The organism is Arthrobacter sp. UYCo732, from assembly GCF_040547265.1.
In the GTDB taxonomy this organism is placed as follows: Bacteria; Actinomycetota; Actinomycetes; order Actinomycetales; family Micrococcaceae; genus Arthrobacter.
In genome coordinates, this window is the sequence record NZ_JBEPPJ010000005.1 from 167,503 (window position 1) to 190,262 (window position 22,760).

Sequence of the window (22,760 nt, forward strand, 5' to 3'; positions counted from 1 at the left end):
TATCTTCTCGTGAGTACATCATCCAAAACGAGCCCCGCCGGGGCGCGGCGCATAACCGCCGCCCGGGCGGGGCGGGTCCGGCGGCTCTCCCGCCGCGATAAGTGGGTCCTGAGTCTCATGGTGGGCCTGCCCACCCTGATACAGCTGGTCCTGGTCTGGATCCCGACCCTGCTGTCCGCGGCCCTGTCCTTCACCCGGTGGAATGGCCTGAGTCTGGACGACATCAAGCCCGCTGGGCTCAGCAACTATCAGTTCATCGCCCAAAACTACCCTCCGTTCTGGCCCGCCGTGCAACACAACGTGCTCTGGCTGGTCTTCCTCGCCCTTATCGCGACGCCGCTGGGGCTCCTGCTGGCCATCCTGTTGGACCAGAACATCCGGGGCACCAAGATCTACCAGAGCATTTTCTTCACTCCGGTGATGCTTTCCCTGGCATTGATCGGCGTCATCTGGCAGCTCTTCTACAACCGCGACAGCGGGCTCCTGAACTTCCTGCTCGGTACCGCGGGAACGCCGCAGGCCGTGGACTGGTTCGGCGATTCCGGCGTCAATATCTGGGCTGCGCTCATCGCGGCGACGTGGCGGCACGCGGGCTACGTCATGATCCTTTACTTGGCCGGACTCAAGGGCGTCGACCCCACCCTCCGCGAAGCCGCGCAAATCGACGGCGCCAACGCGGTGCAGACCTTCTTCCGGGTGATCTTCCCGGCCATGCGCCCCGTCAACGTCATCATTATTGTGATCACCGTGATCGAGTCCCTCCGGGCGTTCGACATCGTCTACGTGATCAACCGCGGCACCAACGGCCTGGAACTCATCAGCGCCCTGGTCATCCAAAACCTGGTCGGCGAGGGTCAGGTGATCGGCGTCGGGTCGGCGCTGGCTGTCATCCTCCTTGTCATTTCCCTGGTACCCATCACGTTTTACCTGTCCCGGGCCTTCGGAAAGGACAAAGAGGCATGAGCATTGCGCAGCCCACAGATGCACCCGCGGCGGGCAGTTCGCCCACCGGGCGGAGCACTCGCATAGGGTCCGCCCCGCCGGCCAACACCAAACGTGGCAAGCCCCACTACGGCATCCATCTCTTCCTCACAGTGCTCGCCGTTATGTGGCTCGTCCCCTTGGTCTGGACCATCTTCACCGCGCTGCGTCCCAAGGCAGACACGGACAAGTACGGCTATTTCAGCTTCGGCGGATCGTTCAACTTCGACAATTTCAGCCAGGCGTGGACCCAGGGCGGTTTCGACCGGTACGCCTGGAACTCCGCCCTGATCACCATCCCGTCCGTCATCCTGGTGCTGTTCTTTGCGTCGATGATGGCGTTTGCCGTGAGCCGGGTCAACTGGAAGTTCAACGTGACGCTCCTGATCATGTTCACCGCCGGCAACCTGCTGCCGCCGCAGGTCCTCGCCGCGCCGCTGTTCGAAATGTTCAAATTGCTGCCGCTGCCATACAGCGTCAGCGATTCCGGGAGCCTGCTCAACACCTACATCAGCGTGATCGCCGTGGACACAGCCTTCCAGATCGGCTTCGTGACCTTCGTCCTCTCCAACTACATGAAGGCGCTTTCCCCGGAGCTCACCGAGGCCGCCCTGGTGGACGGGGCCGGGGTATGGCGCCAGTACTGGAACATCATCCTGCCGCTGTGCCGCCCCGCCCTGGCTGCCATGGGCACCCTCGAGGTCATCTTCATCTATAACGACTTCTTCTGGCCGCTGCTCTTCCTGCAAAGCGGTGACCGCCTCCCGCTGACCACCGCCGTCAACAACCTCCAGGGCCAGTTCCTTTCCAACTACAACCTCATCGCCGCCGGCGCCATGATCACGGCGATCCCGGCCTTGGTGATCTACCTCCTGCTCCAGCGACACTTCGTAGCCGGTTTGACGCTCGGCTCCAGCAAAGGATAAACGTGGACAACGGCAACATCGCTTCCATGGACTACATCACCGCCCGCCTCGGCTCCGAGGGATCCCCGATGTTGGCCTTCGGCGGCGACTACAACCCCGAGCAGTGGCCCGAGGAGACGTGGGACGAAGACGTCCGGCTGATGCGCGAGGCCGGCGTTAACCTGGTCAGCGTGGGCATCTTCAGTTGGTCGCTGCTGGAACCCTCCGAAGGCATGTACGAGTTCGGCTGGCTGGACCGGGTCCTTGACCTGCTGCATGCTAACGGCGTGCGGGTTGATCTGGCGAACGCCACTGCCTCCCCGCCGCCCTGGTTCAGCCACAAGTACCCCGAGTCACTGCCGGTAACAGCCGACGGCGTGAGGCACAGCTACGGTTCCCGGCAGGCCTTCGCCGCCTCAAGCCCCGACTACCGCCGGGCCGCCGCGGCCCTGACCGAGCAGATCGTCGTCCGCTACAAGGGCCATCCCGCCGTCGTCATGTGGCACGTCCACAACGAGTACGGCTGCCACAACCAGCCGGACTTCTCAGACGGCGCCGCCGCCGGTTTCCGGCACTGGCTCGAACGCCGGTACGGCAGCCTGGAGGCCCTCAACGACGCGTGGGGAACCGCCTTCTGGTCCCAGCGCTACTCGGCCTGGGAGGAGATCCTGCCGCCGCGGACGTCCGGAACCTGGGTCAACCCGACCCAGCAACTGGACTTCGCCCGCTACTCCTCCGACGAGCTGCTCGAATGCTACAAGGCCGAGGCCGCGATTATCCGCTCGCACTCGGGGCACCCCGTGACCACCAACTTCATGGGCTTCAATATGGGCCTGCACCAGCCGCTGGACTACTGGCGCTGGTCCGGGGAGATGGACGTGGTCTCCAACGACCACTACTTGATTGCCGAGGACCCGCGGAACTTCCAGGAACTGGCAGCCACCGCGGACCTCACCCGCGGCTGGGCCAACGGCAAGCCGTGGCTGCTCATGGAACATTCCACGTCGGCCGTGAACTGGCAGCCCCGCAACATCGCCAAAGCACCCGGCGAGATGCTGCGCAATTCGCTGCAGCATGTGGCCCGCGGGGCGGACGGCGCGCTGTTCTTTCAGTGGCGGGCCTCGCGCGCCGGCGCCGAGAAGTTCCACTCCGGGCTGCTGCCCCATGCCGGCACCGAGACCAAGGTGTGGCGTGAAGTGGTGCAACTCGGCCAAGCTATGCGCAGCATGGCCGAACTCAGCGGCTCGGTAGTCACCGGGGCCTCCGGCCGGGTGGACGTCGTCATCCTGCACGACACCGATGCCCGCTGGGCTTCGGAGCTGGACTCGCACCCGAGCGTGGATGCCTCGAACATTGCGGAAACCCGGCGCTGGCACGATGCGTTCTACCGTGCCGGCATCCCCACGGACTTCGCCCGGAGCACCGACGACCTCTCCGGCTACCGGCTCGTCGTTGCCCCCATGCAGTACTTGCTCAGCGATGCGGGCGTAGCGAACCTGGACGGATACGTGCGCTCCGGCGGCCATCTCGTGGTGTCGTATTTCTCCGGAATCGTAGACGAAAATGACCACATCCGGCTTGGCAGCTACCCAGGCGCCTTCACCGGACTGCTGGGCGTGCAGATGGAAGAGTTCTTTCCGCTGCGGGCGGGGGAAAGCGTCCGGCTCAGCGGCTTCGGTGCCGGCAGCTGTTGGAACGAACTGGGCCGGGCCACTACCGCCGAGGTCCTCGCGACCGTGGCCGAGGGGCCGGCTGCAGGCTCTCCAGCCGTGACCCGCAACCGCGCCGGAAGAGGCCGCTCTTACTACGTCGCCACCACGCTCGCGCCGGAGGGCCTGGGCGAACTGCTCACCACCGTCTGCGCCGACGCAGGGGTGCAGCCGCTCGTTCCGGATCTGCCGGAGGACGTGGAAGTTGCCCGGCGCAGCAAAGACGGAACCGACTGGACGTTCTGCATCAACCACGGAACCCACGAGGTCCGACTGCCGCTGGAAGGAGTGGACCTCATCACGGGCACGGAACTCACCGACGGGCTCGGGCTCGCGGCGGGCGCCGTCGCCGTCGTCCGTTCGCCTACGGCCGAACTGGTCGGCACCTCCGCCAACCAGTCAAACCAGACACAATAGTCAAGCCCGCCAAACCGCTCAACCCTGTAAGGACACCACATGCTCGCCGCAGCCCGCCACTCAGCCATCCTCGCAGAGGTCCAGCGTGAGCGGATCGTCCGTGTCGCGGACCTCGCCAAGATGCTGGGCGTTTCACTGATGACAGTGCGACGGGACATCGAAGCCCTCGATGCGGCGGGCACGGTGGAGAAAATCCATGGCGGGGCCAAACTGCCGGGCGGAGCCAGCACCCACGAGCCTGGTTTTGACCTGAAGGTGACCCAGCTCAAGAACGAAAAGATGGCTATTGCGCAGGAGGCTGCCGCCCAGGTGCGCGAGGGAATGGCGGTGGGGCTCAGCGCGGGCACCACCACTTGGGCGCTGGCCCAGCTGTTGTCCGCCGGTCCGCGGATCACGGTGGTCACCAACTCGGTGCGGATTGCCAACGTGTTCCACCAGGGTTCCTCCCCGTCCACCGTGATCCTGACCGGCGGCGAGCGCACGCCCTCAGACGCGCTGGTGGGCCCCCTTGCCACGTCCTCCCTCAAGCAGTTGCACCTGGACGTGCTGTTCCTCGGCGTCCACGGCGTCGATGCCGACGCCGGGTTTACTACCCCGAACGTGCTCGAGGCCGAAACTGACCGGGCGTTCGTGGCGGCGGCCCGTCGCGTGGTGGTCCTCGCCGACCACACGAAGTGGGGCACGCTCGGCATCAGCACGATCGCCGCACTCGAGGACGCCGACGAACTCATCAGCGACGACATGCTCGGCAGCGAAGCCAGGCGCATCCTCGGCAAACGCGTGGGCCGGCTGCGGCTGGCCCCGATCGCCGCCCCGGCCGGCGCCGCAATCAGTTGACCACTGGCACCTACGACCCCACCCGACCCCACAACGCCTGGAGCTGCAGTGAACAACCCGGACCTGAACCTTGCCCCGGAACCCCTTACCGCAGGATTCGGCCTGCCCCCGGAGCCGCTGTACCTGCGACGCTCGGGCACGGCGCTGCTCATCGATTTCAGCACTGGCGAACCGGCTTTGTTGCACTTCGGCGCCGACCTCGGCCCGGACCTGCCCGACATTTCGCTGCTGCGTGACCCCGTGCCGCACTCGGCTCTGGACACCCCGGTGACCCTTGGCCTGATCCCGCAGGCGTCCTCGGGCTGGCGCGGGCGTCCGGGACTCCGCGGCTACCGAAACGTCGGGGCTTACTCCTCCCGGCTCCGGCTGGCGACCGCCGCAGCTGACCCGGGTGACGCCGGCTCTGCCGGCATCACCCAGATCGACCCCGACGCCGGCATCACGGTCCGCACCGAGATTCGGATCAGCGACGGCGGCCTGCTTCAGCTCCGCCACTCGCTGACGAACGATGGACCGGGCACCTACGTCGTCGAGGAGCTGGCGGCGGTGCTGCCGGTGGGCCGCGCCGCAACGGAAATTCTTGACCTGACCGGCCGCTGGTGCCGGGAGTCCCATCCCCAGCGCCTTCCGTTGCATCAGGGCACCTGGGTCCGGTCGGGCCGGCACGGCCGTACCGGGCATGACTCCGCACTCCTGCTCGCCGCCGGCACGGCCGGGTTCGGGTACCGCCACGGCCAAGTGTGGGCCGTCCACCTGGGCTGGAGCGGCAACCACGAGAGTTTCGTCGACACTGCCGGCGACGGCCGGACCGTCATCGGCGCGGCGGAGCTGCTCGGATCGGCGGAAATCAGCCTGGCACCGAACGCCCACTACGAGACCCCATGGTTGTTTGCCGCCTACTCCGACGCCGGCCTGGACGGCATCACCGAAGCTTTCTACACCTGGTTCCGCGGCCGGCCGCACCACCCGGGTGCGGCATCGGGCAAGCCTCGCCCAGTGGTTCTGAACGTCTGGGAGGCGGTGTATTTCGACCACCGGCTGCCGGCCCTGCTGGAACTTGCCCAGTCCGCCGCCAGCCTGGGCGTTGAACGCTACGTGCTCGACGACGGCTGGTTCCGCGGCCGGCGCAACGACACCGCGGGTCTCGGCGACTGGTATGTCGATGAGCAGATCTGGCCCGATGGCCTCACGCCGCTGATCGACGCGGTGACCGGCCTCGGCATGGAGTTCGGCCTGTGGGTGGAACCGGAGATGATCAACGAGGACTCGGATCTCGCCCGAGCACACCCTGGCTGGATCGCAGGGCCAGCCCCGCGCGCCGTGGGCGGCACGGACGGCGGGCTGCCGGAACGGTGGCGGCACCAGCAGGTTCTCGACCTGGTCAACCCCGACGCCTGGCAGTATATCTTCGACCGGCTCGATGCCCTCCTGCGAGAGAACCGGATCAGCTACCTCAAATGGGACCAGAACCGGGACCTGACCGAGATGGGCCACGCCGGCCGGCCTTCGGTCCATGCCCAGACCCGGGCTGTCTATCGGCTTCTGGACGAACTGCGCAGAGCCCACCCCGGGGTCGAGATTGAAAGCTGCTCATCAGGGGGCGCCCGCGTAGATCTCGGCATCCTGGAACGCACGGACCGGGTCTGGGGGTCAGACTGCAACGACGCCCTGGAACGGCAGACCATCCAGCGCTGGACCGGAATGGTGGTGCCGCCGGAGCTCGTCGGATCGCATATCGGACCTACCACGAGCCACACCACCGCGCGCACCCACGATCTCTCGTTCCGGGCGATCACCGCAATGTTTGGCCACTTCGGCCTTGAATGGGATGTCCGGCAGCTCGACCCCACTGAGCGTGAAGAGCTCGAGCGGGCGGTCGCGCTGTTCAAGCAGTACCGTCCCCTGCTGCACAGCGGGCGAATGGTGCGGGCCGACGAGCCCGATCCGGGGCTCCGGCTGCATGGCGTCGTCGCCCACGATGGCAGCGAAGCCCTCTACGCGCTGGTGTCCGTGTCGACGTCGTTCGCCGAAGTCCCCGGGCGGGTCTGCCTTCCGGCGCTGCACCCCGAAGGCCGTTACCGGGTGGAGGCCGTCTACCCCGCGCCTGACGACGGACGCGCTTTCATGCAGGCCGTGCCGCCGGCCTGGCTAAGCACCGGCATCGAAGCTACCGGCCGTTTCCTGGCAGCGTCCGGTCTCCCGATGCCGGTGCTCAACCCCGAACACGGCGTACTCCTGGCCGTCCGCCGGGTAGGGAACTCCTAGCATGGACCAGATCACGAAGCGTGCCTACAAGCTCTCCGACGGACGGGACCTCATCTACTTCGACGACGCCGACACGGTGCTCTCGCCGCTGCGCGGACCAGACCTCCGTGATCCGGCCGTCCGGCCGCCCACCGCCACCATGCGCCAGGATGTCCTGACCGGCGAGTGGATCTCGATCGCGGCAGCCCGGCAGAACCGGGTGGTCCTGCCGCCCTCGCATCTGGACCCGCTGGCCCCGGCGTCGCCGGACAACCCCTCTGAAGTCCCCAGCCCGTACGATGTGGCCGTCTTCGAAAACAAGTCCCCGTCCTTCGGCCCCGGTCTGGCCGCCCACGGAGCACCGGAAGGCCTCGATGATCTGGCCAGGATCGGCCTCGGACGCAGCCGGCAGTCAGTGGGTCGCTGCGAAGTCGTGTGCTTCTCGCCCGAACATACGGGATCCCTCGCCGGAGTATCCCTCTCCCGGATGCGGACAGTGGTGGAGGCCTGGGCCGACCGGACGGCGGCACTGTCCGCGCTGCCGGGGGTCCAGCAGGTCTTTCCCTTCGAGAACCGCGGCGAGGCGATCGGCGTGACGCTGCACCATCCGCACGGCCAGATCTACGCTTATCCGTACATCACCCCCCGCACCGCCCAGCTGATCCGCACGATCGGGAATTACGGCGGCACCCTGTTCGAGGACATCCTCAGCTTCGAGCAGAAATCCGGGCGGGTACTGCTCAGGGGCGAGCACTGGACAGCATTTGTACCGTTCGCGGCGCGCTGGCCTCTGGAGGTCCACGTCCTGCCGCACCGGCACGTCCCCGATCTGGCAGCCACCACCACCGAGGAACGCGACGAGTTCTCCCGGCTGTATGGCCGGCTCCTGCGCGGCGTTGACGCCCTCTACGCGACGCCGACCCCCTACATCTCGGCGTGGCATCAGGCCCCTGTCAACGCCCACCGGGAGGACGTCCGGCTGATGCTGCAGCTGACATCGCCGCGGCGGGAAGAGAACAAGCTCAAGTACTTGGCCGGATCCGAAGCGGCGATGGGGGCGTTCATCGCCGACATCCCTCCCGAGACCGCCGCGGCCCGGCTTCGGGCCGCCATTGACAAGGAAGACGCCGTATGACCAGGACCGAACTCTCCCAGCGGGGACGCGACTTCTTTACCAGCCAGTTCGGCCACCCGCCGAAGGGTCTGTGGTCTGCTCCGGGGCGAGTCAACCTCATCGGCGAGCACACGGATTACAACCACGGTTTTGTCTTCCCGATTGCGATCGAAAAGCGGACGACCGCCGCGGCCAGCGTCCGCGGAGACCGCCGGCTGCGCGTCGCTAGCGGCTCGTTCCCCAGCATTGTGGAGGTCAGTCTAGACGAGCTGGACCCGGACACCCTGCAGGGCTGGGCCGCGTACCCCCTGGGGGTTGCCTGGGCCATGTCACAAGTTGCGGGCGGAAAAGGTACCCCCGTCGCCCGGCTGACCGGTATCGACCTTGCCCTCAGTTCGGATGTCCCGGCCGGAGCGGGGCTGTCGTCCTCGGCCGCCGTCGAGTGCGCCGCGGCCCTGGCGCTGAACGAGCTCTGGGGGCTGGGGCTGAGCCGGCAGGAGCTGGCCCGAATCGGACAGCTGGCCGAAAATCGGGTCGTCGGCGCCCCGACCGGCATCATGGACCAGTCTGCTTCGCTGCTGGGCGAGCCGGACCACGGCATCCTGCTGGACTGCAAGAGCCTGCTGGCAGAAAGGGTTCCGCTTGGCTTTGCTGCCGCAGAGCTCGGGCTGCTCGTCATCGACACCCGCACGAGTCACTCGCACGCCGACGGCGGCTATGCCAGCCGCCGCCGGTCCTGCGAGGACGGTGCCGAGACAATGGGCGTCTCCAGCCTCCGCGCGCTCGGCCCCGAGGACCTTCCCCGTGCAGCCGGGGTGCTGGGTGGAGAGACCTTCCGACGGGTCCGCCATGTCGTCACCGAGAACCAGCGGGTGCTGGACACCGTCGCTGCCTTGCGGGCGGAAGGCCCCGCCGCCGTCGGAGCGTTCCTCAACGAATCGCATGTGTCCATGCGCGACGACTTTGAAATTTCCACACCTGAACTGGATCTGGCCGTCTCCGCCGCACAGTCCCTCGGCGCCCTCGGCGCCCGCATGACCGGCGGCGGTTTCGGCGGGGCTGCGATAGCCCTTGTCCGCAACCACGACGCGGCCAGGATCCGGGACGGAATCGCCCGGCAATTCGCCCGTGCAAGCTTCACTGCCCCCAACATATTTCCCGTCAGCGCCTCGGCCGGCGCCCGAAGGGAGGAATAGCCGCGGCTAGACCCGGGCGAGCCCGGCAACCTCCGCGAGCAGCTCCACCGAGCGGATCCGCGCCTCGGTGCCGGTGTTCTGGTGCGCCACAATGAGTTCGTCGGCGTCGGAGTGCTTGGCGAACCCGTCAAGGTAATCGATCACCGCGTCCGGGGTACCGATGGCCGAGTACTTCACCATCTGCGAGACGTGCTGGCCCTGCGGGGAGTCCAGGATCATATCCGCTTCGTCGTCGGTGAACTCCCGGCCGCCGCCGAAGAACAGTCCTACCCGCGAGCGCAGGGTGGCCCGGAAAGCTTCCTGTGCTTCGGCTGCGGAATCGGCAGCGATGACGTTCACGCCGGCAATCACATGCGGGGCCTCGAGCTGGGCGGACGGCTTGAATTCGCGGCGGTACAGCGCCACTGCGTCCTGCAGCGCATTGGGGGCGAAGTGCGAGGCGAACGCGTACGGCAGGCCCAGCTGGGCAGCCAGGCGGGCGCCAAACAGCGATGAGCCCAGGATATAAAGCGGCACATTGGTGCCTTTGCCGGGCGTGGCCTCGACGCCCTGGATCCGGGTAGGGCCGGTGAGGTAGCCCTGCAGTTCCAGGACGTCTTGCGGGAAGCTGTCCGCGGACATCGGGTCCCGGCGCAAGGCGCGCATGGTGTTCTGGTCGCTGCCGGGAGCGCGGCCCAGGCCAAGGTCGATCCGGTCCGGGTGCAGCGTCTCCAGGGTGCCAAACTGCTCGGCGATGGTCAGGGGCGAGTGGTTGGGCAGCATGACTCCGCCGGCACCGAGCCTGATGGTGTTGGTGTGCGCAGCCACGTGCGCGATCAGCACGCTGGTGGCGGACGATGCGATGGCGGACATGTTGTGGTGCTCGGCGTACCAGATCCGCCGGTATCCGAGCTCCTCTGCCCGCTGCGCCATTGCCACGCTGCCGGCGAAGCTTTCCGCCGCCGTCTGGCCTTTGCCGATGGTTGCCAGGTCAAGGATGGAGAGGGGGAGCGTCACGTCGGTGCCGGCCTTTCAAATGCGTTGCGCAGGGAGTGTGTTGCGTAGGGGGTGGGCACGCCGGAGTGCAGCGCGCACACTTGTGAATAACGACGGCGGCGTCCAGGTTATTTCTACCAAGCTATTTCTGCGGCGCACGGACAGGAGATCAACAGATGGCAAATATCCTGATGGTTGTATCGGCAGCCGATTCCCTCACGATGAAGGACGGCAGCGAACACCCCACCGGCTACTGGGCGGAAGAACTGGTGGTCTCGCATCAGACGCTTCGCGCGGCGGGCCACGCCGTCCACATCGCCACGCCGGGCGGAGCGAAGCCCACGGTGGACCAGGTCAGCTTGGCGCCCGACTCAGCTGGAGGCCAGGAGCGCGCGGACGGTTTCCGGCAGTACCTCGCCACAATCGACGCCGAGCTTTCAGCTCCGTTGGTGCTGGCCGACGTCGACATCAGCGCCTACGATGCCGTCGTTCTACCAGGTGGGCACGGCCCCATGACCGACCTCTACAAGGACGCCGACCTTGGCCGCCTCCTGCTTGCCGCCGACCGGGACGGGAAGGTCATCGCACCGTTCTGCCACGGCCCCGCCGGGCTGCTCAGTGCAACGCTCGACGACGGCTCCTTCGCCTTCGCAGGCCGCCGCCTCACCGTTTTCACGAACGAGGAGGAACTGAACGGCGGCACCGGAGAGAACACGCCCTGGCTGGTTGAGGATGCACTGCGGGACAAGGGCGCGGTGATTGAGAACGCTGCCGCATGGAGCTCCAACGCGGTCCGCGACCGCAACCTCATCACCGGCCAGAACCCGCAGTCCAGTGAGGACGTGGCGAAGGAAGTCATCAAGGCCCTGGCGGGCTAAGGCCGTAACGGCAGCATCAACCTGCCTTTTGTGACCGCCCCTGACGCCCCGTGAACCGCCGTTACGGCAAGGACGAGGGTCTCGCCCCCGGACGGCAAGACCAAGGAAGTGGGCACGCTGAACGGCGGCTGGCCGCTGACCGCCAAAATCGCCTTCACCACGCAGAAGGGCAACGGACTGGCCGCCGCTGCCCAGGCAGCGCTGAACACGATCATCGGAGACGGCAGCTACGCCGAAACCCTGGACCGCTGGGGCCTCTATTCGGAGGCCGCCCAAAAGTCCGAGCTGAACCCGGCAGGCCTGCCCAAGAAGCAAACCCAAAACCAGGCAATCCTAGAACGGCGGAGGTTTCGGCGGCTTGGGCGTGTGGAGGGCTCGACCAATGCTGGCTGGGTCGGTGCTGTAGGTGCGGCCCAGAGGCGAACACCACTTGAGCTCTCCCGTTGGGGATGCATGTTTGTACGCCCAGGCGCCGACTGACTTAAGCGCGTGGTGCCTGCGGCAGAGCATCGCCAGGTTATCGGCATCGGTTGCCCCACCGTCCTGCCACTCGATGGAGTGGTCGGGCTCGCAAGCAGTGGCACGACGCGTGCAGCCAGGAAATCGACACGTCCCGTCGCGGTTATGCAGGTACCGGCGCAGTGCCATCGGTGGGCGGTACGCCGTTCGGCCCACCCCCAGTGCCTGGCCGGTGGCGTAGTCGGTGAAAACGCGTTGCCAGCCTGGTGCAAGGGCCGCAAGGCGTCGGGCGGTGGCCGCATCGATGGGCCCGTAGCCTTCGAGTTCAGCCGTCGCGGCCGTGGCGGCACTTGCGGCGTCACTCGCCAGGGCCAGTTCGACGGGAATGGTCACAACCACCTCAGGCCGGAAGGCCCCGGCATCCGCGCCGTCAGATGGGCCCAAAAGGCGCTGCACCAGAGCATCAGCACGGAGCTCGGACAGTGTGCGGGAATCGGCTCCGGCTCCGGCTCCGGCACCAGGCTGGGCCTCGGACTCTGCAGCCCGCAGGCTGGTAACGCGGGCATCGTGATCGAGCCCGTTGAAGATGGCCAGCCCGGCCTCAGCTGAAAGATAAGCACTGAGGGTGCACATGCCGTCCGGCTCAGGCGAGAACCATACGCCGCGCTCACGGTGGGCAGCCGCCTTCCGAGCCGTCGGGCTTTCAGGATCAAGACTCTCGTGCAGCCGCCGCAGGCATGCGCGCAGCTCGGAGGGGGCGCGGCGGCGGCCGTGCCGCGTCCGGACGCGCTGCAGGGCCATGTTGATGAAGGTCTCTGCCGGCTCGTCCGGGAGGGAACGGGCAAGGTTCTGAATAATCCGGGCGTGCGCAGAGGAGATCTCCCCCGCTTCAATGGCTTCAAGGACCTGCCAGCGGGATGTGGTGAAATCCGCGGCTTCATTCAAGGAACGCGCGGAAGCGCCCTCCGAGACGGCACTGGTTGTGGCCACTTCGGTGACAGCAAGTGCGTGGGCCTCGTGCCCGCCAAACCGCGTGGGCTGGTTCTCTTGCCGACGCGGAGATTCTTCGCCAATCGCTTCTTCCACCCGCGCCAGCCCCCGCACTTTCAAGGACGTCGCCCAGGCGATCAGCCGGTCAGCGGACTCCACCAGGCGGAGGGCGCCGTCGGCCGTGAGGAAGGAGGGAAGCGGAAAGCTCACGGTGCCGAGCAGCAGCGAATCCTTCTGGTCCGTGAAGTCGACGGCCGGAACCCATGTGTCGTCATCTGTTACGAATGTCTGAACCTCCACGCCGCCCCCTCCTTCTCTCGCTGCCAAGCTTCCCTTCCGGATATTTCCAGCCTAGGTGGAGGGTCTGACATTCAAGGGCGCAACGTATCAAGGGAGTTCTCAAAGGTCGCGGCTGGGACCCAAAGTCCCGCGGCACCCTGCACAGACCGGGGGTTACTACAGCTGCTGCTCCCACACCGTCAGCTGCAGCCTGACAGTACCGGAAGGGGCGACGGCGGTACCCTCCCCGCCGCCGTCATCGGGGTCAGGAGCCGGTCCTGTCCCTGGAGAGCACGCCGCTGCGCTTCACCGGCCGCTTCACGGACCCTGAGGGCAACGCCATCCAGAATGCCCAAGTGGAGATCTGGCATGCGGACGCCGCCGGGTTCTACTCCCAGTACGCACCGGGCCTCCCCGACTGGCTCTTCCGCGCCACGGTCAAGGCAAACGACGACGGGCGCTTCGAAATCAACACGATGCGCCCGGCGCCCTACCAGATTCCCACGGACGGGGCTTGCGGACAGCTGATCAGCGCGGCGGGCTGGCACGCTTGGCGCCCGGCGCACATCCACATCAAGGTCTCCGCGCCCGGCTTCCAGCCCGTCACCCAGCAGCTGTACTTCCCCGGTGACCCGCACAACGCCGAATACATCGCCTCGGCAGTCAAGGCCGACCTGATGCTGGACCCCAAGCCGCGTACGGATGGCGGGGCTGGCGAAGAAGTGATCTACGACTACGTCCTCGCCAAAGAAGGCCGGCACAAGTAAGGACCACTGCTAACAGTCGGTGCCGGCGTTTCGGCCCCGCACCCGAAGGCGCCCTGGAGTGCAAACTCCGGGGCGCCTGTATTTTGCCGCCGTCGCCAGGAGCTCAAACGCCGCCATCCCGTCAGGACCCATCCGCCGTCGGCCGCGTGGGAGCCATTGCGGCTCGCGTAGCTGAACCCTGCTGGAACGCCCGGGTGTTCGCCCCGCCGGCTCGCGCGAGGTCCTCCGTGACCTGGGCTTGCCGTATGTTTCCAATGGGGTGATCGGCCTCATCTTCTCCGCATCCCGCCCGATAGCCGTTACGCTGGCCGTTGGGGCGGCGGGAGGACTTACCGAAGTGCCCGTCCTTGGGCGGTTCCTTCCCCCGATGCTCGGCACCCTTGCAGTTGGGTGACCAGCCGTCGCGGCAAGTGGCCAATTTTCCTCCAAGAAGGCGGACCCATTCTGGCCGCCCCGGCCTTCACCCTTCCCGAGTTCACCTGGGCTGCCCAGCTCGAGCTGGTTCTTCCCCTGGCCCTCACCCTGCTGCTCTTTTAGAACAGCCAAAGGATCGCGGTTCTCCGTGCCGCCGGCCACCATCCGGCGGTCAACGTCTTCGCCATCGATTCGGGCGCGTTTTCGTTGCTCAATGCTGGCTGCGGCGCTGTCTCAGCCGGTGTGACCGGTACTACCAACGCCCTCATGACCTCCTCAGGAACCAGACAGCGCCAGTACACAGCTGCCGTGGTATTCGGCGTCCTGGCCATGCTGCGCGCTCTCCAGCAAGCCTTTGTGACCGCTTTCGCCACCACGTTCACCTTGGGGTCCCTGGTGACATTTGTTGTGACCATGTCTTGCATGAGCCTGTTCAACATCCACCCAGCGTTCTGGGGCCTAGTTATTGGCTACGCGGTGTCCCGAGTGCTCGAGCGCGCGGACCATGCAGGTTTTAAAGCCAAGCTGACACGCGCACCGCTAAGCTAGCGGCATGGCCAACAAAACCACTGCAGAAAAGCTTGCCACCATCCAGAAGGGCTACAACCTGGAAGGTGCCACCATCGCGCTCGGTGCCGCCATTGTCGACGGCGAACTTCACAAGGAAGCCCAGGTCCGGCTGCCGCTGTCCATGATGAACAGGCACGGCCTGGTGGCCGGCGCCACCGGCACCGGCAAGACCGTCACGCTGCACATGATGGCAGAGCAGCTGTCCGCGGCCGGCGTTCCCGTCTTCCTGGCGGACATCAAGGGCGACCTTTCCGGCCTGGCAACAGCCGCGGCCGGCAGCGACAAACTGAAGGCACGCACTGACAGCATCGGCCAGGCCTGGGCCGGCAAGACCTACCCGGTGGAGTTCCTGGCCCTGGGCGGAGACGGCAACGGCATTCCGGTCCGCGCCACCATCACCTCGTTTGGCCCCATCCTGCTCTCCCGGGTCATGGAGCTTAACGACACCCAGGAATCCAGCCTGCAGCTGGTCTTCCACTTTGCGGACAAAAACAACCTTGAGCTGATCGACCTCAAGGACCTCCGCGCCGTCATCCAGTTCCTCACCTCGGACGAAGGCAAGGATGAGTTGGAGGAACTGGGCGGCCTGTCCAAGGCCACTGCGGGGGTTATCCTTCGTGAACTGGTGAACCTGGAGGCGCAGGGCCTGGAGCCGTTCTTCGGCGAGCCGGAGTTTGATACCGCCGAGCTGCTCCGGACCGCCCCGGACGGCCGCGGCGTGGTGACCTGCCTGGAGCTCCCCACGCTGCAGACCAAACCGATGCTGTTCTCCACGTTCCTGATGTGGCTGCTGGCTGACTTGTTCGAGGACCTGCCCGAAGCCGGCGACCTGGACAAGCCCAAGCTCGTGTTTTTCCTGGACGAGGCCCACCTGCTCTTCAACGGCGCGTCCAAAGCCTTCCTGAACGCCATCACCACTACTGTCCGGCTAATCCGGTCCAAAGGCGTTGGGATCTTCTTTGTCACCCAGACCCCCAAGGACGTGCCAGCGGACGTCCTTGGCCAGCTGGCCAACCGCATCCAGCACGCCCTCCGCGCGTTCACGCCCGAGGATGCCAAGGCCCTGAAAGCCACCGTTTCCACCTTCCCGGTCAGCGACTACAACCTCGAGGAAACCCTCACGTCCGCGGGAATCGGCGAGGCTGTCATCACCGTCATGAATGAAAAGGGTGCGCCGACGCCGGTGGCCCTCACCCGCCTGCGTGCGCCGGAATCCATGATGGGCCCCAGCACGGACGAGCTCATCACGAGCAGTGTGGCCGGGTCGGCGCTGCTCCCCAAGTACGGGACCGCCGTGGACAACGTCTCCGCCTACGAAAAACTCACGGGCAAGGGCGCCGCGCCCACCGGAGACGCAGCCGCGGGGACCGGCCAGTCCGACGTCGACGCCGAAGGCCGCCGGATCGAGGCGGAGATCCTCGGCCGGCCCAGCAGCCGTCCTGCACCGGTCCCGGACCGTGTGTCCGCCCCTGAGAGGGCGCGCGCGCAGCGGGCACCCGAACCGGCACAGTCCGGTGGCGGGATGGCGGGCGATCTCGCTGGCGCACTTAGCGGAGCCTTGGGCGGCGGACTCAAGAGCATGGTCCGGTCAATGGGTACCCAGCTCGGCCGCGAGCTGCTCCGCGGCGTGTTCGGCACCTCGTCCCGGCGCCGCCGTTAGGCAAAACTTGGCGATGACCCACCCTGTACCTCCGCCGTCGGGCGTCAGGAGAGCCACCCCTCCCCTCAGGAGGAGTGGCTTCTACACCCATGTTCAGCGGCCTTACAGGTAACGTAAGGGGCGTGCAGATGAGTCAAGCGTTGGTGAGGATAGCGGCCGGGTGGCTGCTGGGCCTTATGCTTGCCGTGGCCGCTGCAATTGTGGGCGTCAACGTGGTGAACAATACCGTGGCAAGTCCGCAGCAGCCGGTCCGCGAATATCTGGACGCACTACGCGAGGGCGACGGCGGCAAGGCCATGGGCCTTCTCCGCGCCACTGTGCCGCCCGGCAACGCCGCCATGCTGGACGGGACGGCGCTACAGACCGCTGCCTCGCGCCTGGCAAACATCATCATCAACGAGCCCGAGGACCGCCCGAATAACCAGGTCATGGTTCCGGTGCAATACACGATCGACGGCAGCCGGCTGCGCACCGATTTCCTGCTGGAGCGGACCGGCACGGAATGGCTGTTTTTCAACACCTGGGCCTTTGTGCCGTCGCGGCTCCCCACCGTGGGCGTCACAGTGGTCAACGCCCGTGCAGCGAACCTCAACGGCGTCCCGGTGAACATGCCTGCAGGCCAGAACTCCTTCGCCGTGTTCTATCCGGGCGAATATGAAGCATCCCTCAACGGTGAATACTTCGCCGCACCTGCCACCCGCGCCACCATAACGTCCCGCGATGCTCCGGCAGCACCGTTGAACCTGCTGACCGAGGCCACCGAGCAGCTCCGGAAGGACGTGGGTCAGAGCGTGCAGAAGTTCCTGGACGGCTGCGCCGCCGAAGCCGTGAAACAGCAAAAGCTGCAGCCGGACTGCCCCTTCTACTTCGCCAGCACCAACAACGTGGACGACGGCACCATCAAATGGACCATTACGGAGTACCCGGAGATTGCCATCGAACCCTTTGATGGCCGCTGGGTTGTTGCTCCCCTCGATGGCAAGGCCCGGGTGGAGGCCGTCCAGCAGAGCTCCTTCACCGGCGCATGGTTCCCGCTCAACGAAGAGGTGGACTTCAGCTTCACTACCCGTCTGGACGTCGACGGCGACACCATCAAGGTCACCCCGCTCCTGAGCTATTAGGGCCGTGCCCACCCATAGTGGGGTGCCGCCCTCACACATGTGAGGACTTCGCGGTTCCGCCGCAGACCCACCAACTCCGCTGGCGCCGTCGGAAGGGGGTACAGCCGGCGGTCCGGCTGGAGGAGTTCCCCACCCCGGACCGCCCGGGCACCCGCTGCATCCCGCCGTCGTCGTATGTGGACAACCAACCCGGAAAGCCGCCGGCGTCATGCGAAGCAGATTTTTGGCCGCGGCGGCCGAGGCAACCCCCAAGATTCTGCGCCGGGTGCCCGCTCCGGCACGCTGCACGACGGCGGTGGTCAGTCCATGCCCCGCAGGTCCAGTACCAGCTCAGTGTCGCCGTCGTCCGTCAGTAGCACGGGGATGCCCCAGTCCTGCTGGTACAGGTGGCAGGCGGCGTGGTCCGGGATTTCGCCGTCCTCGCTCTCGGGACCGTCGCAGGCCGCGGCGCGGGCGGTGATGTGCAGGACGCCTTCCGGGATGCCCGAGGCCAGTTCCAGCGTCCGGAGCAGGCCCACCGACGTGCCGCCGCCGGCCACCAGCAGCTCGGGCGGGGTGGACGAGATCTTCAGCTGAGTGGGATCACCCCAGCGGTCGTCGAGCTTCTGGCCCGTGGGCGCGCTGAAGCGGACGGTCAGTTCCAGCAGGCCGGGGGCCACCGGGCTCTTTGGCCTGTGGGTCTGCGATGCGCCCTCGTCCACCTGCTGTGCTTCCTTGGGAATGGGCACGTAGACGAGCTGGTGTTTGTTGGCCTCCACCACCACCAGCAGCGGCTCGGACCCAGCTGCCTGCGTGTGGTTCACAATCACGTCGGAGGGTTCCGACAGGCCCCGCGCCAGCGTGGAGACCTTCCCGGCAGCGGGGTCGTAGCGGCGCACGGCGCCGTTGTAGGTGTCGGCGATGGCCACAGATCCGTCCGGCAGGACCGTGACTCCCAGCGGGTGCTGCAGGCGGGCCTCGGACGAGTCGCCGTCGCGGAAGCCGAAGTCGAACAACCCCTTGCCGACGGCCGTTTCCACGCTAACGGTACCGGCGTCGTCAATCACCAGCTTGCGGAGGGCCGACGTTTCGGAGTCCGCCACCCAGACGTTGCCGTCAGCATCCTCCGCGAGGCCGGACGGCTGGGCGAACCATGCCTCGTGGGCCGGGCCGTCCAGCAGGCCTTCCAGACCGTTGCCGGCCACAATGGCCACAGCACCGGTCAGCGGGTCGAGGCTGAAGATCTGGTGGGTGCCGGCCATGGCGACCACCACGGCGTTCAGCTTGGTGGACCAGACAACGTCCCATGGGGAGCTGAGCGAAACCTCCAGCGGGTGCCCGCTGAGCTGGCCCGTGAACCCGGCGGCGTCCTCGTCCACGCGTGCGGGGCCCGTCTCCAGGAGCCGCTGGACGCCGTTGCCGGCGAGCGTGGTGGCGGTTCCGTCCGTCAGCGAAAGCCCGCGCAGGCGGTGGTTGACGGAGTCGGCAATCACGACGTCGTAGCCCGCCTTCGCTGCCACATCTTCCGGAAGCAGCACGAGACCCTGCGGGTCGTTGAACTGCGCAGTCGGCGTGACGGAGTCGACGTCCGCGGCGGGGCCGTCGGCGTAGCCCTTAGTGCCGGAACCGTAGGTGCGCAGCACCGTCTGGAAGTCGGTGCCCAACTCCACGAGACGGTGGTGGCCGGTATCCGTGACCAGCCATGAGCCGGCGTCGGGGGTCCCGGCGTCGGACGTGCCCCGGCCAGCGGGGAGAAACAGCGCCTTGCCCGGGAAGCGCAGCGTGCCCGACGTGGCTTCCGGCGCCACGTAGGGGCCGGAGCCGCGGTGCAGCGTGCCCTTAACCTCGTGCTCGGCGATCAATTCGGGGATCAGCACGGCCAGGCCGTCGGCGTGGCCTTCGCCGGACAGGTGGGCCACGATGTAGCCCTCGGGGTCGATGACCACAAGAGTGGGCCATGCACGGGCCGTGTAGGCCTTCCACGTGTCCAGCTCGGGATCATCCAGGACGGGGTGGTGGATGTCGTAGCGTTCAACGGCAGCCGCCAGCGCAACGGGATCTGCCTCATGCTCGAACTTGGGCGAGTGGACGCCGACCGTGACCAGGACGTCGGCGTACTTCTCCTCGAGCGGGCGCAACTCATCGAGGACGTGCAGGCAGTTGATGCAGCAGAACGTCCAGAAGTCGAGCAGGACAATCTTGCCGCGCAGGGCTTCGAGGTCCAGCGACTTCCCGCCGGTGTTAAGCCAGTTGCGGCCCACCAGTTCGGAGGCTCGGACCCGGAGTTGGGTGCGTACGGTTTCGCTCATGAGCGTCCTTCCAGCTTTGAGTTGCGTTCAGCCAATCTGGCATCGCGCTCGGCCAATTTGGCAAACATATCGTTGTAAGCAGTGAGATCGGCGTCGTTATTCCTATCCGCTGCGCGATCGGTGCGACGGCTTTCGCGTTCATCGGAACGGGACCACATGATGGCGACGCCGATCGCCACCAGGAGGGTGGGCACTTCGCCGATGCCCCACGTCACGGCGCCGCCCAACTGCTGGTCCATGAGGGCGGACGGTCCCCAGGGGCGGCCGAGGTTGCCGAAGTAGTCCGCGGCCAGGAGGGTGGTTCCGCCCATGATGGTCACGCCGAAGAAGGCATGGAACGCCATGGTCGCCAGCAGAAGGAGCAGCCGCATCGGGTAGGGCGCCCGCCGGGGCAACGGGTCCGTGCCGATCATGCTCAGCACGAAGATGTACCCGGTGAGCAGGAAGTGCAGGTTCATCAGCTCGTGGCCCACGTGCTCCCGCATCGCAAAGCCGAAGGCGTCCGAGAAGTAGAACAGCACAATGGAGCCAGCGAAGTTCGCCGCGGCGAAGAGCGGGTGGGTCACCACTTGCGAGAACTTGGAGTGCACAAAGACCAGCACCCACTCACGCAGGCCCCGGGAGCCGTCGGCCCGGGCGGGCAGGGCCCGCAGCGCCAACGTCACCGGAGCGCCGAGCACCAGGAAGATGGGGGCCACCATGGTCAGCGCCATATGGCCCACCATGTGCGCGGAGAACAGCACCATCCCGTACACCGTGGGGGGACCTGAGGTGATGTAGGTCAGCACCAGCAGGCCGATCACCCAGTTCACCGAGCGGAACCACTGCCATTTGTCGCCGCGCCGCCGGACCTTGGCTACGCCGAGGAAGTACGCCACCAGCGCGAAGACCGCCACGGCAACCCAGAGCCAGTCAGTGCGCCACTCGGTGAGCCATCGCCCAGGCGTCAGTTCGGGCGGCAGCTCGTAGCCGGAAAGGATAAAGGCTGGAGTTGCGTCCGGTGCAAACCTGGTGGGCTCCGGTGGTGCCGAACGGCTGAGGGCGACGGCGACGCCCGAGGTGGCCCCCATGATGACGAGCTCCACCAGCACCAGCTGCCACAGCACCCGCCGGGAGGACAATGCGGATCCTTTACGGCCAAGCTGCGGGATGACCCACTGCCGGTGCATCAAACCGATTCCGCCCAGGACCACGGTGGCTGTCGACTTCGCGAGGATGAGCTGGCCGTACGCGGAACCAAAGAGGTCCGTCCAGTTGGTGATGCGGATGCTTGCGTTGATGACGCCCGAGGCGAATACCAGCACAAAGGCAAAGCCGGCCAGGGCCGAGAAGCGCCGGAGAGTCTGTTCGGTGATGTCTGTTCCGGATCCGGGCTTCTGGTCAGTCAGGATTCCGGACAGCAGCGCTAAGAGGATGATGCCGCCCACCCAGACGCTGACGCCCACCAGGTGCAGGCCCAGGGAGTTGACGGCTCCCGAATGGTCCGACGAGCTGGAGGAGTGCCCGATCAGGGCGGCAGGCACCAGACCGCCGAGCGCCAGGATCAGCGTGAGCGCGAGGCCACCAAGGGATCTGACGCCGAACAGTGCGGTGGTCACGACGGCGCCGATGATGGTGACCGACAGCCAGGCACGGCCGGTGTCGATGTCGGTCATGAAATACACCAGCGCGCGCGTGAACTCAGCGTCCCCGGAAAGCCCCTGGCCCGCGACGTCCGAGTAGGTGAGCACCAGCACGGCGATGGCTGACAGCGTCCAGACGGCGCCGGCGGCGGCCGCTATGGCCAGCGCCCGGGCGAAGGCCTGGTGTTCGGGGGCTTCGCCATCGTGGGTACGGGAGCGCGGTCCGGAGGTCCGGGGCAGGATCCCGATCGCGAAGATCAGCCCACCGATGACCGTTGCCAGGGACACGTTGTGGATAGCTTTGCTGACCGGGAGTCCCCAGCGGGCCAAAGCTCCGGGGTCCGAAACTTCACGGGCAGCGGCTGCGCCGGAGAAGAGGAGTGCTGCAACGAGCCCCAGGAACAGTGCCATCAGCCCCAGAAGCTGCCAGGGCCGGGAAATCCCCACGGCTCCTGCGCCCGGCGCCGTGCCACCCTTACCAGGGGCCGGTAGGGGTTTTGCGGGACGGGACTTTGCTACAGAAGGCACCTATCCATTGTCCGCCACGGGTGCCCACGCGGCGAATCGGCTTAACTCAAAAGGAGCGGCAACCCTCGGGTTGCCGCTCCTTTGATGGCGCTGAAGAAGGCTACTTCTTCTTGGCGACTGCAGCCTTCAGCTTGGAGCCGGCGGTCAGCTTGACGCTGTGGCCTGCTGCGATCTGGATGGTCTCGCCGGTCTGCGGGTTGCGGCCGGTGCGGGCAGCACGGTCGGTGCGCTCCACTGCAAGCCAGCCCGGGATGGTGATCTTTTCGCCGGCGGCGACAGACGTCTCGAAAACCTCGAACAGTGCATCGAGGACGGAGTTGACGGCTGCCTGGCTGGTGCCGGCCTTGCCTGCTACCTCAGAAACAAGTTCACTACGGTTCTTAGCCATTGATGTCCTCCTGGACGGTCACGATTTCTGGAGCCTGAACGCGGAATGCGTGCAAGCCACTGTTCGAAAACTTACCAGCTTGGGCCGCCGAGGTCCGCAAATTCCGCGTGTTTCCGCGACTTTTTGACTTATATCACCGGATTTTCGAGGGTTTGCCGAGGAATTGCGCCCACAGCGGACGCTCTCTCACTTCCTGCCGGATTCGCAGGACGCTCTCGCGGTGTCGGGAATGTTCGACGGCGGTGCGGGGCGGCTGGGGTGGGTTCGCCTGGTTGCAGGGGCGGCGGCATGGTCCGTGTGTGGGTTTTGGGGGTGGTTGTGTGGGTGGGTGGTTAACGTGGGAGAGCCCCCGGACACGTGGTGTTCGGGGGCTCTCGACCGGTAATAGTGTTCCGGCGGTGACCTACTCTCCCACACC

Annotated in this window: 17 protein-coding genes and 2 pseudogenes; 14 read left to right on the top strand and 5 right to left on the bottom strand. The window is 66.5% G+C overall.

The window, feature by feature from the left end; translation table 11 throughout:
* Nucleotides 1-9 precede the first annotated feature (9 nt).
* Genes ABIB45_RS10295 through galK form a run of 7 tightly spaced genes read left to right on the top strand, consistent with a single transcriptional unit; the run spans nucleotide 10 to nucleotide 9,403 of the window.
* Nucleotides 10-963 carry a carbohydrate ABC transporter permease gene (locus tag ABIB45_RS10295; protein ID WP_354215753.1) on the top strand — a complete coding sequence of 318 codons (954 nt, stop codon included), beginning with the start codon at nucleotides 10-12 and terminating at the stop codon, nucleotides 961-963.
* Nucleotides 960-1,907, top strand: a complete 948-nt coding sequence (locus ABIB45_RS10300) for a carbohydrate ABC transporter permease (protein WP_354215754.1) — start codon at nucleotides 960-962, stop codon at nucleotides 1,905-1,907. Before ABIB45_RS10295 ends, ABIB45_RS10300 begins: the two co-directional genes overlap by 4 nt.
* A gap of 2 nt (nucleotides 1,908-1,909) precedes the next feature.
* On the top strand, nucleotides 1,910-4,012 hold the full coding sequence (locus ABIB45_RS10305) for a beta-galactosidase (RefSeq protein WP_354215755.1): 2,103 nt from the start codon (nucleotides 1,910-1,912) through the stop codon (nucleotides 4,010-4,012).
* Between the two features lie 39 nt (nucleotides 4,013-4,051).
* The gene (locus tag ABIB45_RS10310) at nucleotides 4,052-4,849 is read left to right on the top strand and encodes a DeoR/GlpR family DNA-binding transcription regulator (RefSeq protein WP_354215756.1); all 798 of its coding nucleotides are present in this window, start codon (nucleotides 4,052-4,054) and stop codon (nucleotides 4,847-4,849) included.
* Between the two features lie 48 nt (nucleotides 4,850-4,897).
* Nucleotides 4,898-7,114: an alpha-galactosidase gene (locus ABIB45_RS10315; protein ID WP_502909155.1), complete on the top strand. Its 2,217-nt coding sequence runs from the start codon at nucleotides 4,898-4,900 to the stop codon at nucleotides 7,112-7,114.
* Nucleotide 7,115: 1 nt separating this feature from the next.
* Nucleotides 7,116-8,228, top strand: coding sequence for a galactose-1-phosphate uridylyltransferase (gene galT, locus ABIB45_RS10320; protein WP_354215757.1), 1,113 nt, complete (start codon nucleotides 7,116-7,118; stop codon nucleotides 8,226-8,228).
* The gene (gene galK / locus ABIB45_RS10325; RefSeq protein ID WP_354215758.1) at nucleotides 8,225-9,403 is read left to right on the top strand and encodes a galactokinase; all 1,179 of its coding nucleotides are present in this window, start codon (nucleotides 8,225-8,227) and stop codon (nucleotides 9,401-9,403) included. Before galT ends, galK begins: the two co-directional genes overlap by 4 nt.
* 6 nt (nucleotides 9,404-9,409) lie before the next feature.
* Here galK and ABIB45_RS10330 read toward each other — a convergent pair whose 3' ends face one another.
* Complete coding sequence (locus ABIB45_RS10330) at nucleotides 9,410-10,399, bottom strand: LLM class flavin-dependent oxidoreductase (protein ID WP_354215759.1); 990 nt, start codon at nucleotides 10,397-10,399, stop codon at nucleotides 9,410-9,412.
* Between the two features lie 155 nt (nucleotides 10,400-10,554).
* On the opposite strand from ABIB45_RS10330, the gene ABIB45_RS10335 reads away from it, so the two are divergent.
* Both ABIB45_RS10335 and ABIB45_RS10340 read left to right on the top strand, forming a co-directional pair.
* Entirely contained in the window at nucleotides 10,555-11,256 is a 702-nt protein-coding gene (locus ABIB45_RS10335) for a type 1 glutamine amidotransferase domain-containing protein (RefSeq protein ID WP_354215760.1), read from the top strand.
* A 90-nt stretch (nucleotides 11,257-11,346) separates the two neighbouring features.
* A pseudogene (locus ABIB45_RS10340) lies at nucleotides 11,347-11,568 on the top strand (ABC transporter substrate-binding protein); the annotation flags it as partial.
* A 21-nt stretch (nucleotides 11,569-11,589) separates the two neighbouring features.
* Here ABIB45_RS10340 and ABIB45_RS10345 read toward each other — a convergent pair.
* On the bottom strand, nucleotides 11,590-13,005 hold the full coding sequence (locus ABIB45_RS10345; protein WP_354215761.1) for an HNH endonuclease signature motif containing protein: 1,416 nt from the start codon (nucleotides 13,003-13,005) through the stop codon (nucleotides 11,590-11,592).
* Nucleotides 13,006-13,271: 266 nt separating this feature from the next.
* On the opposite strand from ABIB45_RS10345, the pseudogene ABIB45_RS10350 reads away from it, so the two are divergent.
* From ABIB45_RS10350 to ABIB45_RS10370, 5 genes and pseudogenes are all read left to right on the top strand, one after another.
* A pseudogene (locus ABIB45_RS10350) lies at nucleotides 13,272-13,751 on the top strand (dioxygenase family protein); the annotation flags it as partial.
* Between the two features lie 390 nt (nucleotides 13,752-14,141).
* Nucleotides 14,142-14,288: a hypothetical protein gene (locus tag ABIB45_RS10355; protein ID WP_354215762.1), complete on the top strand. Its 147-nt coding sequence runs from the start codon at nucleotides 14,142-14,144 to the stop codon at nucleotides 14,286-14,288.
* 120 nt (nucleotides 14,289-14,408) lie between these two features.
* On the top strand, nucleotides 14,409-14,714 hold the full coding sequence (locus ABIB45_RS10360; protein ID WP_354215763.1) for a benzoate/H(+) symporter BenE family transporter: 306 nt from the start codon (nucleotides 14,409-14,411) through the stop codon (nucleotides 14,712-14,714).
* Between the two features lie 4 nt (nucleotides 14,715-14,718).
* Complete coding sequence (locus ABIB45_RS10365; RefSeq protein ID WP_354215764.1) at nucleotides 14,719-16,395, top strand: helicase HerA-like domain-containing protein; 1,677 nt, start codon at nucleotides 14,719-14,721, stop codon at nucleotides 16,393-16,395.
* A 128-nt stretch (nucleotides 16,396-16,523) separates the two neighbouring features.
* Nucleotides 16,524-17,516 (top strand): hypothetical protein, encoded by a 993-nt coding sequence (locus ABIB45_RS10370; RefSeq protein ID WP_354215765.1) that lies wholly within the window; start codon nucleotides 16,524-16,526, stop codon nucleotides 17,514-17,516.
* Nucleotides 17,517-17,815: 299 nt separating this feature from the next.
* Here the strand turns inward: ABIB45_RS10370 and ABIB45_RS10375 are convergent, their stop codons facing one another.
* The 3 genes from ABIB45_RS10375 to ABIB45_RS10385 all read right to left on the bottom strand — a co-directional run bounded on the left by ABIB45_RS10375 (nucleotide 17,816) and on the right by ABIB45_RS10385 (nucleotide 22,342).
* A complete protein-coding gene (locus ABIB45_RS10375) occupies nucleotides 17,816-19,804 on the bottom strand; it encodes an NHL domain-containing thioredoxin family protein (RefSeq protein ID WP_354215766.1) in 1,989 nt (662 codons plus the stop codon).
* Nucleotides 19,801-21,954: a bifunctional copper resistance protein CopD/cytochrome c oxidase assembly protein gene (locus ABIB45_RS10380; protein WP_354215767.1), complete on the bottom strand. Its 2,154-nt coding sequence runs from the start codon at nucleotides 21,952-21,954 to the stop codon at nucleotides 19,801-19,803. Before ABIB45_RS10380 ends, ABIB45_RS10375 begins: the two co-directional genes overlap by 4 nt.
* A gap of 100 nt (nucleotides 21,955-22,054) precedes the next feature.
* Entirely contained in the window at nucleotides 22,055-22,342 is a 288-nt protein-coding gene (locus ABIB45_RS10385; RefSeq protein ID WP_056341443.1) for an HU family DNA-binding protein, read from the bottom strand.
* Nucleotides 22,343-22,760: the final 418 nt, after the last annotated feature.

Bases quoted from the DNA above. Each gene is read 5' to 3' on its own strand.
- ABIB45_RS10300 (WP_354215754.1), top strand. From the start codon at position 960: ATGAGCATTGCGCAGCCCACAGATGCACCCGCGGCGGGCAGTTCGCCC.
- ABIB45_RS10310 (WP_354215756.1), top strand. From the start codon at position 4,052: ATGCTCGCCGCAGCCCGCCACTCAGCCATCCTCGCAGAGGTCCAGCGT.
- galT (WP_354215757.1), top strand. From the start codon at position 7,116: ATGGACCAGATCACGAAGCGTGCCTACAAGCTCTCCGACGGACGGGAC.
- galK (WP_354215758.1), top strand. From the start codon at position 8,225: ATGACCAGGACCGAACTCTCCCAGCGGGGACGCGACTTCTTTACCAGC.
- ABIB45_RS10335 (WP_354215760.1), top strand. From the start codon at position 10,555: ATGGCAAATATCCTGATGGTTGTATCGGCAGCCGATTCCCTCACGATG.
- ABIB45_RS10365 (WP_354215764.1), top strand. From the start codon at position 14,719: ATGGCCAACAAAACCACTGCAGAAAAGCTTGCCACCATCCAGAAGGGC.
- ABIB45_RS10370 (WP_354215765.1), top strand. From the start codon at position 16,524: ATGAGTCAAGCGTTGGTGAGGATAGCGGCCGGGTGGCTGCTGGGCCTT.
- ABIB45_RS10375 (WP_354215766.1), bottom strand. From the start codon at position 19,804: ATGAGCGAAACCGTACGCACCCAACTCCGGGTCCGAGCCTCCGAACTG.
- ABIB45_RS10385 (WP_056341443.1), bottom strand. From the start codon at position 22,342: ATGGCTAAGAACCGTAGTGAACTTGTTTCTGAGGTAGCAGGCAAGGCC.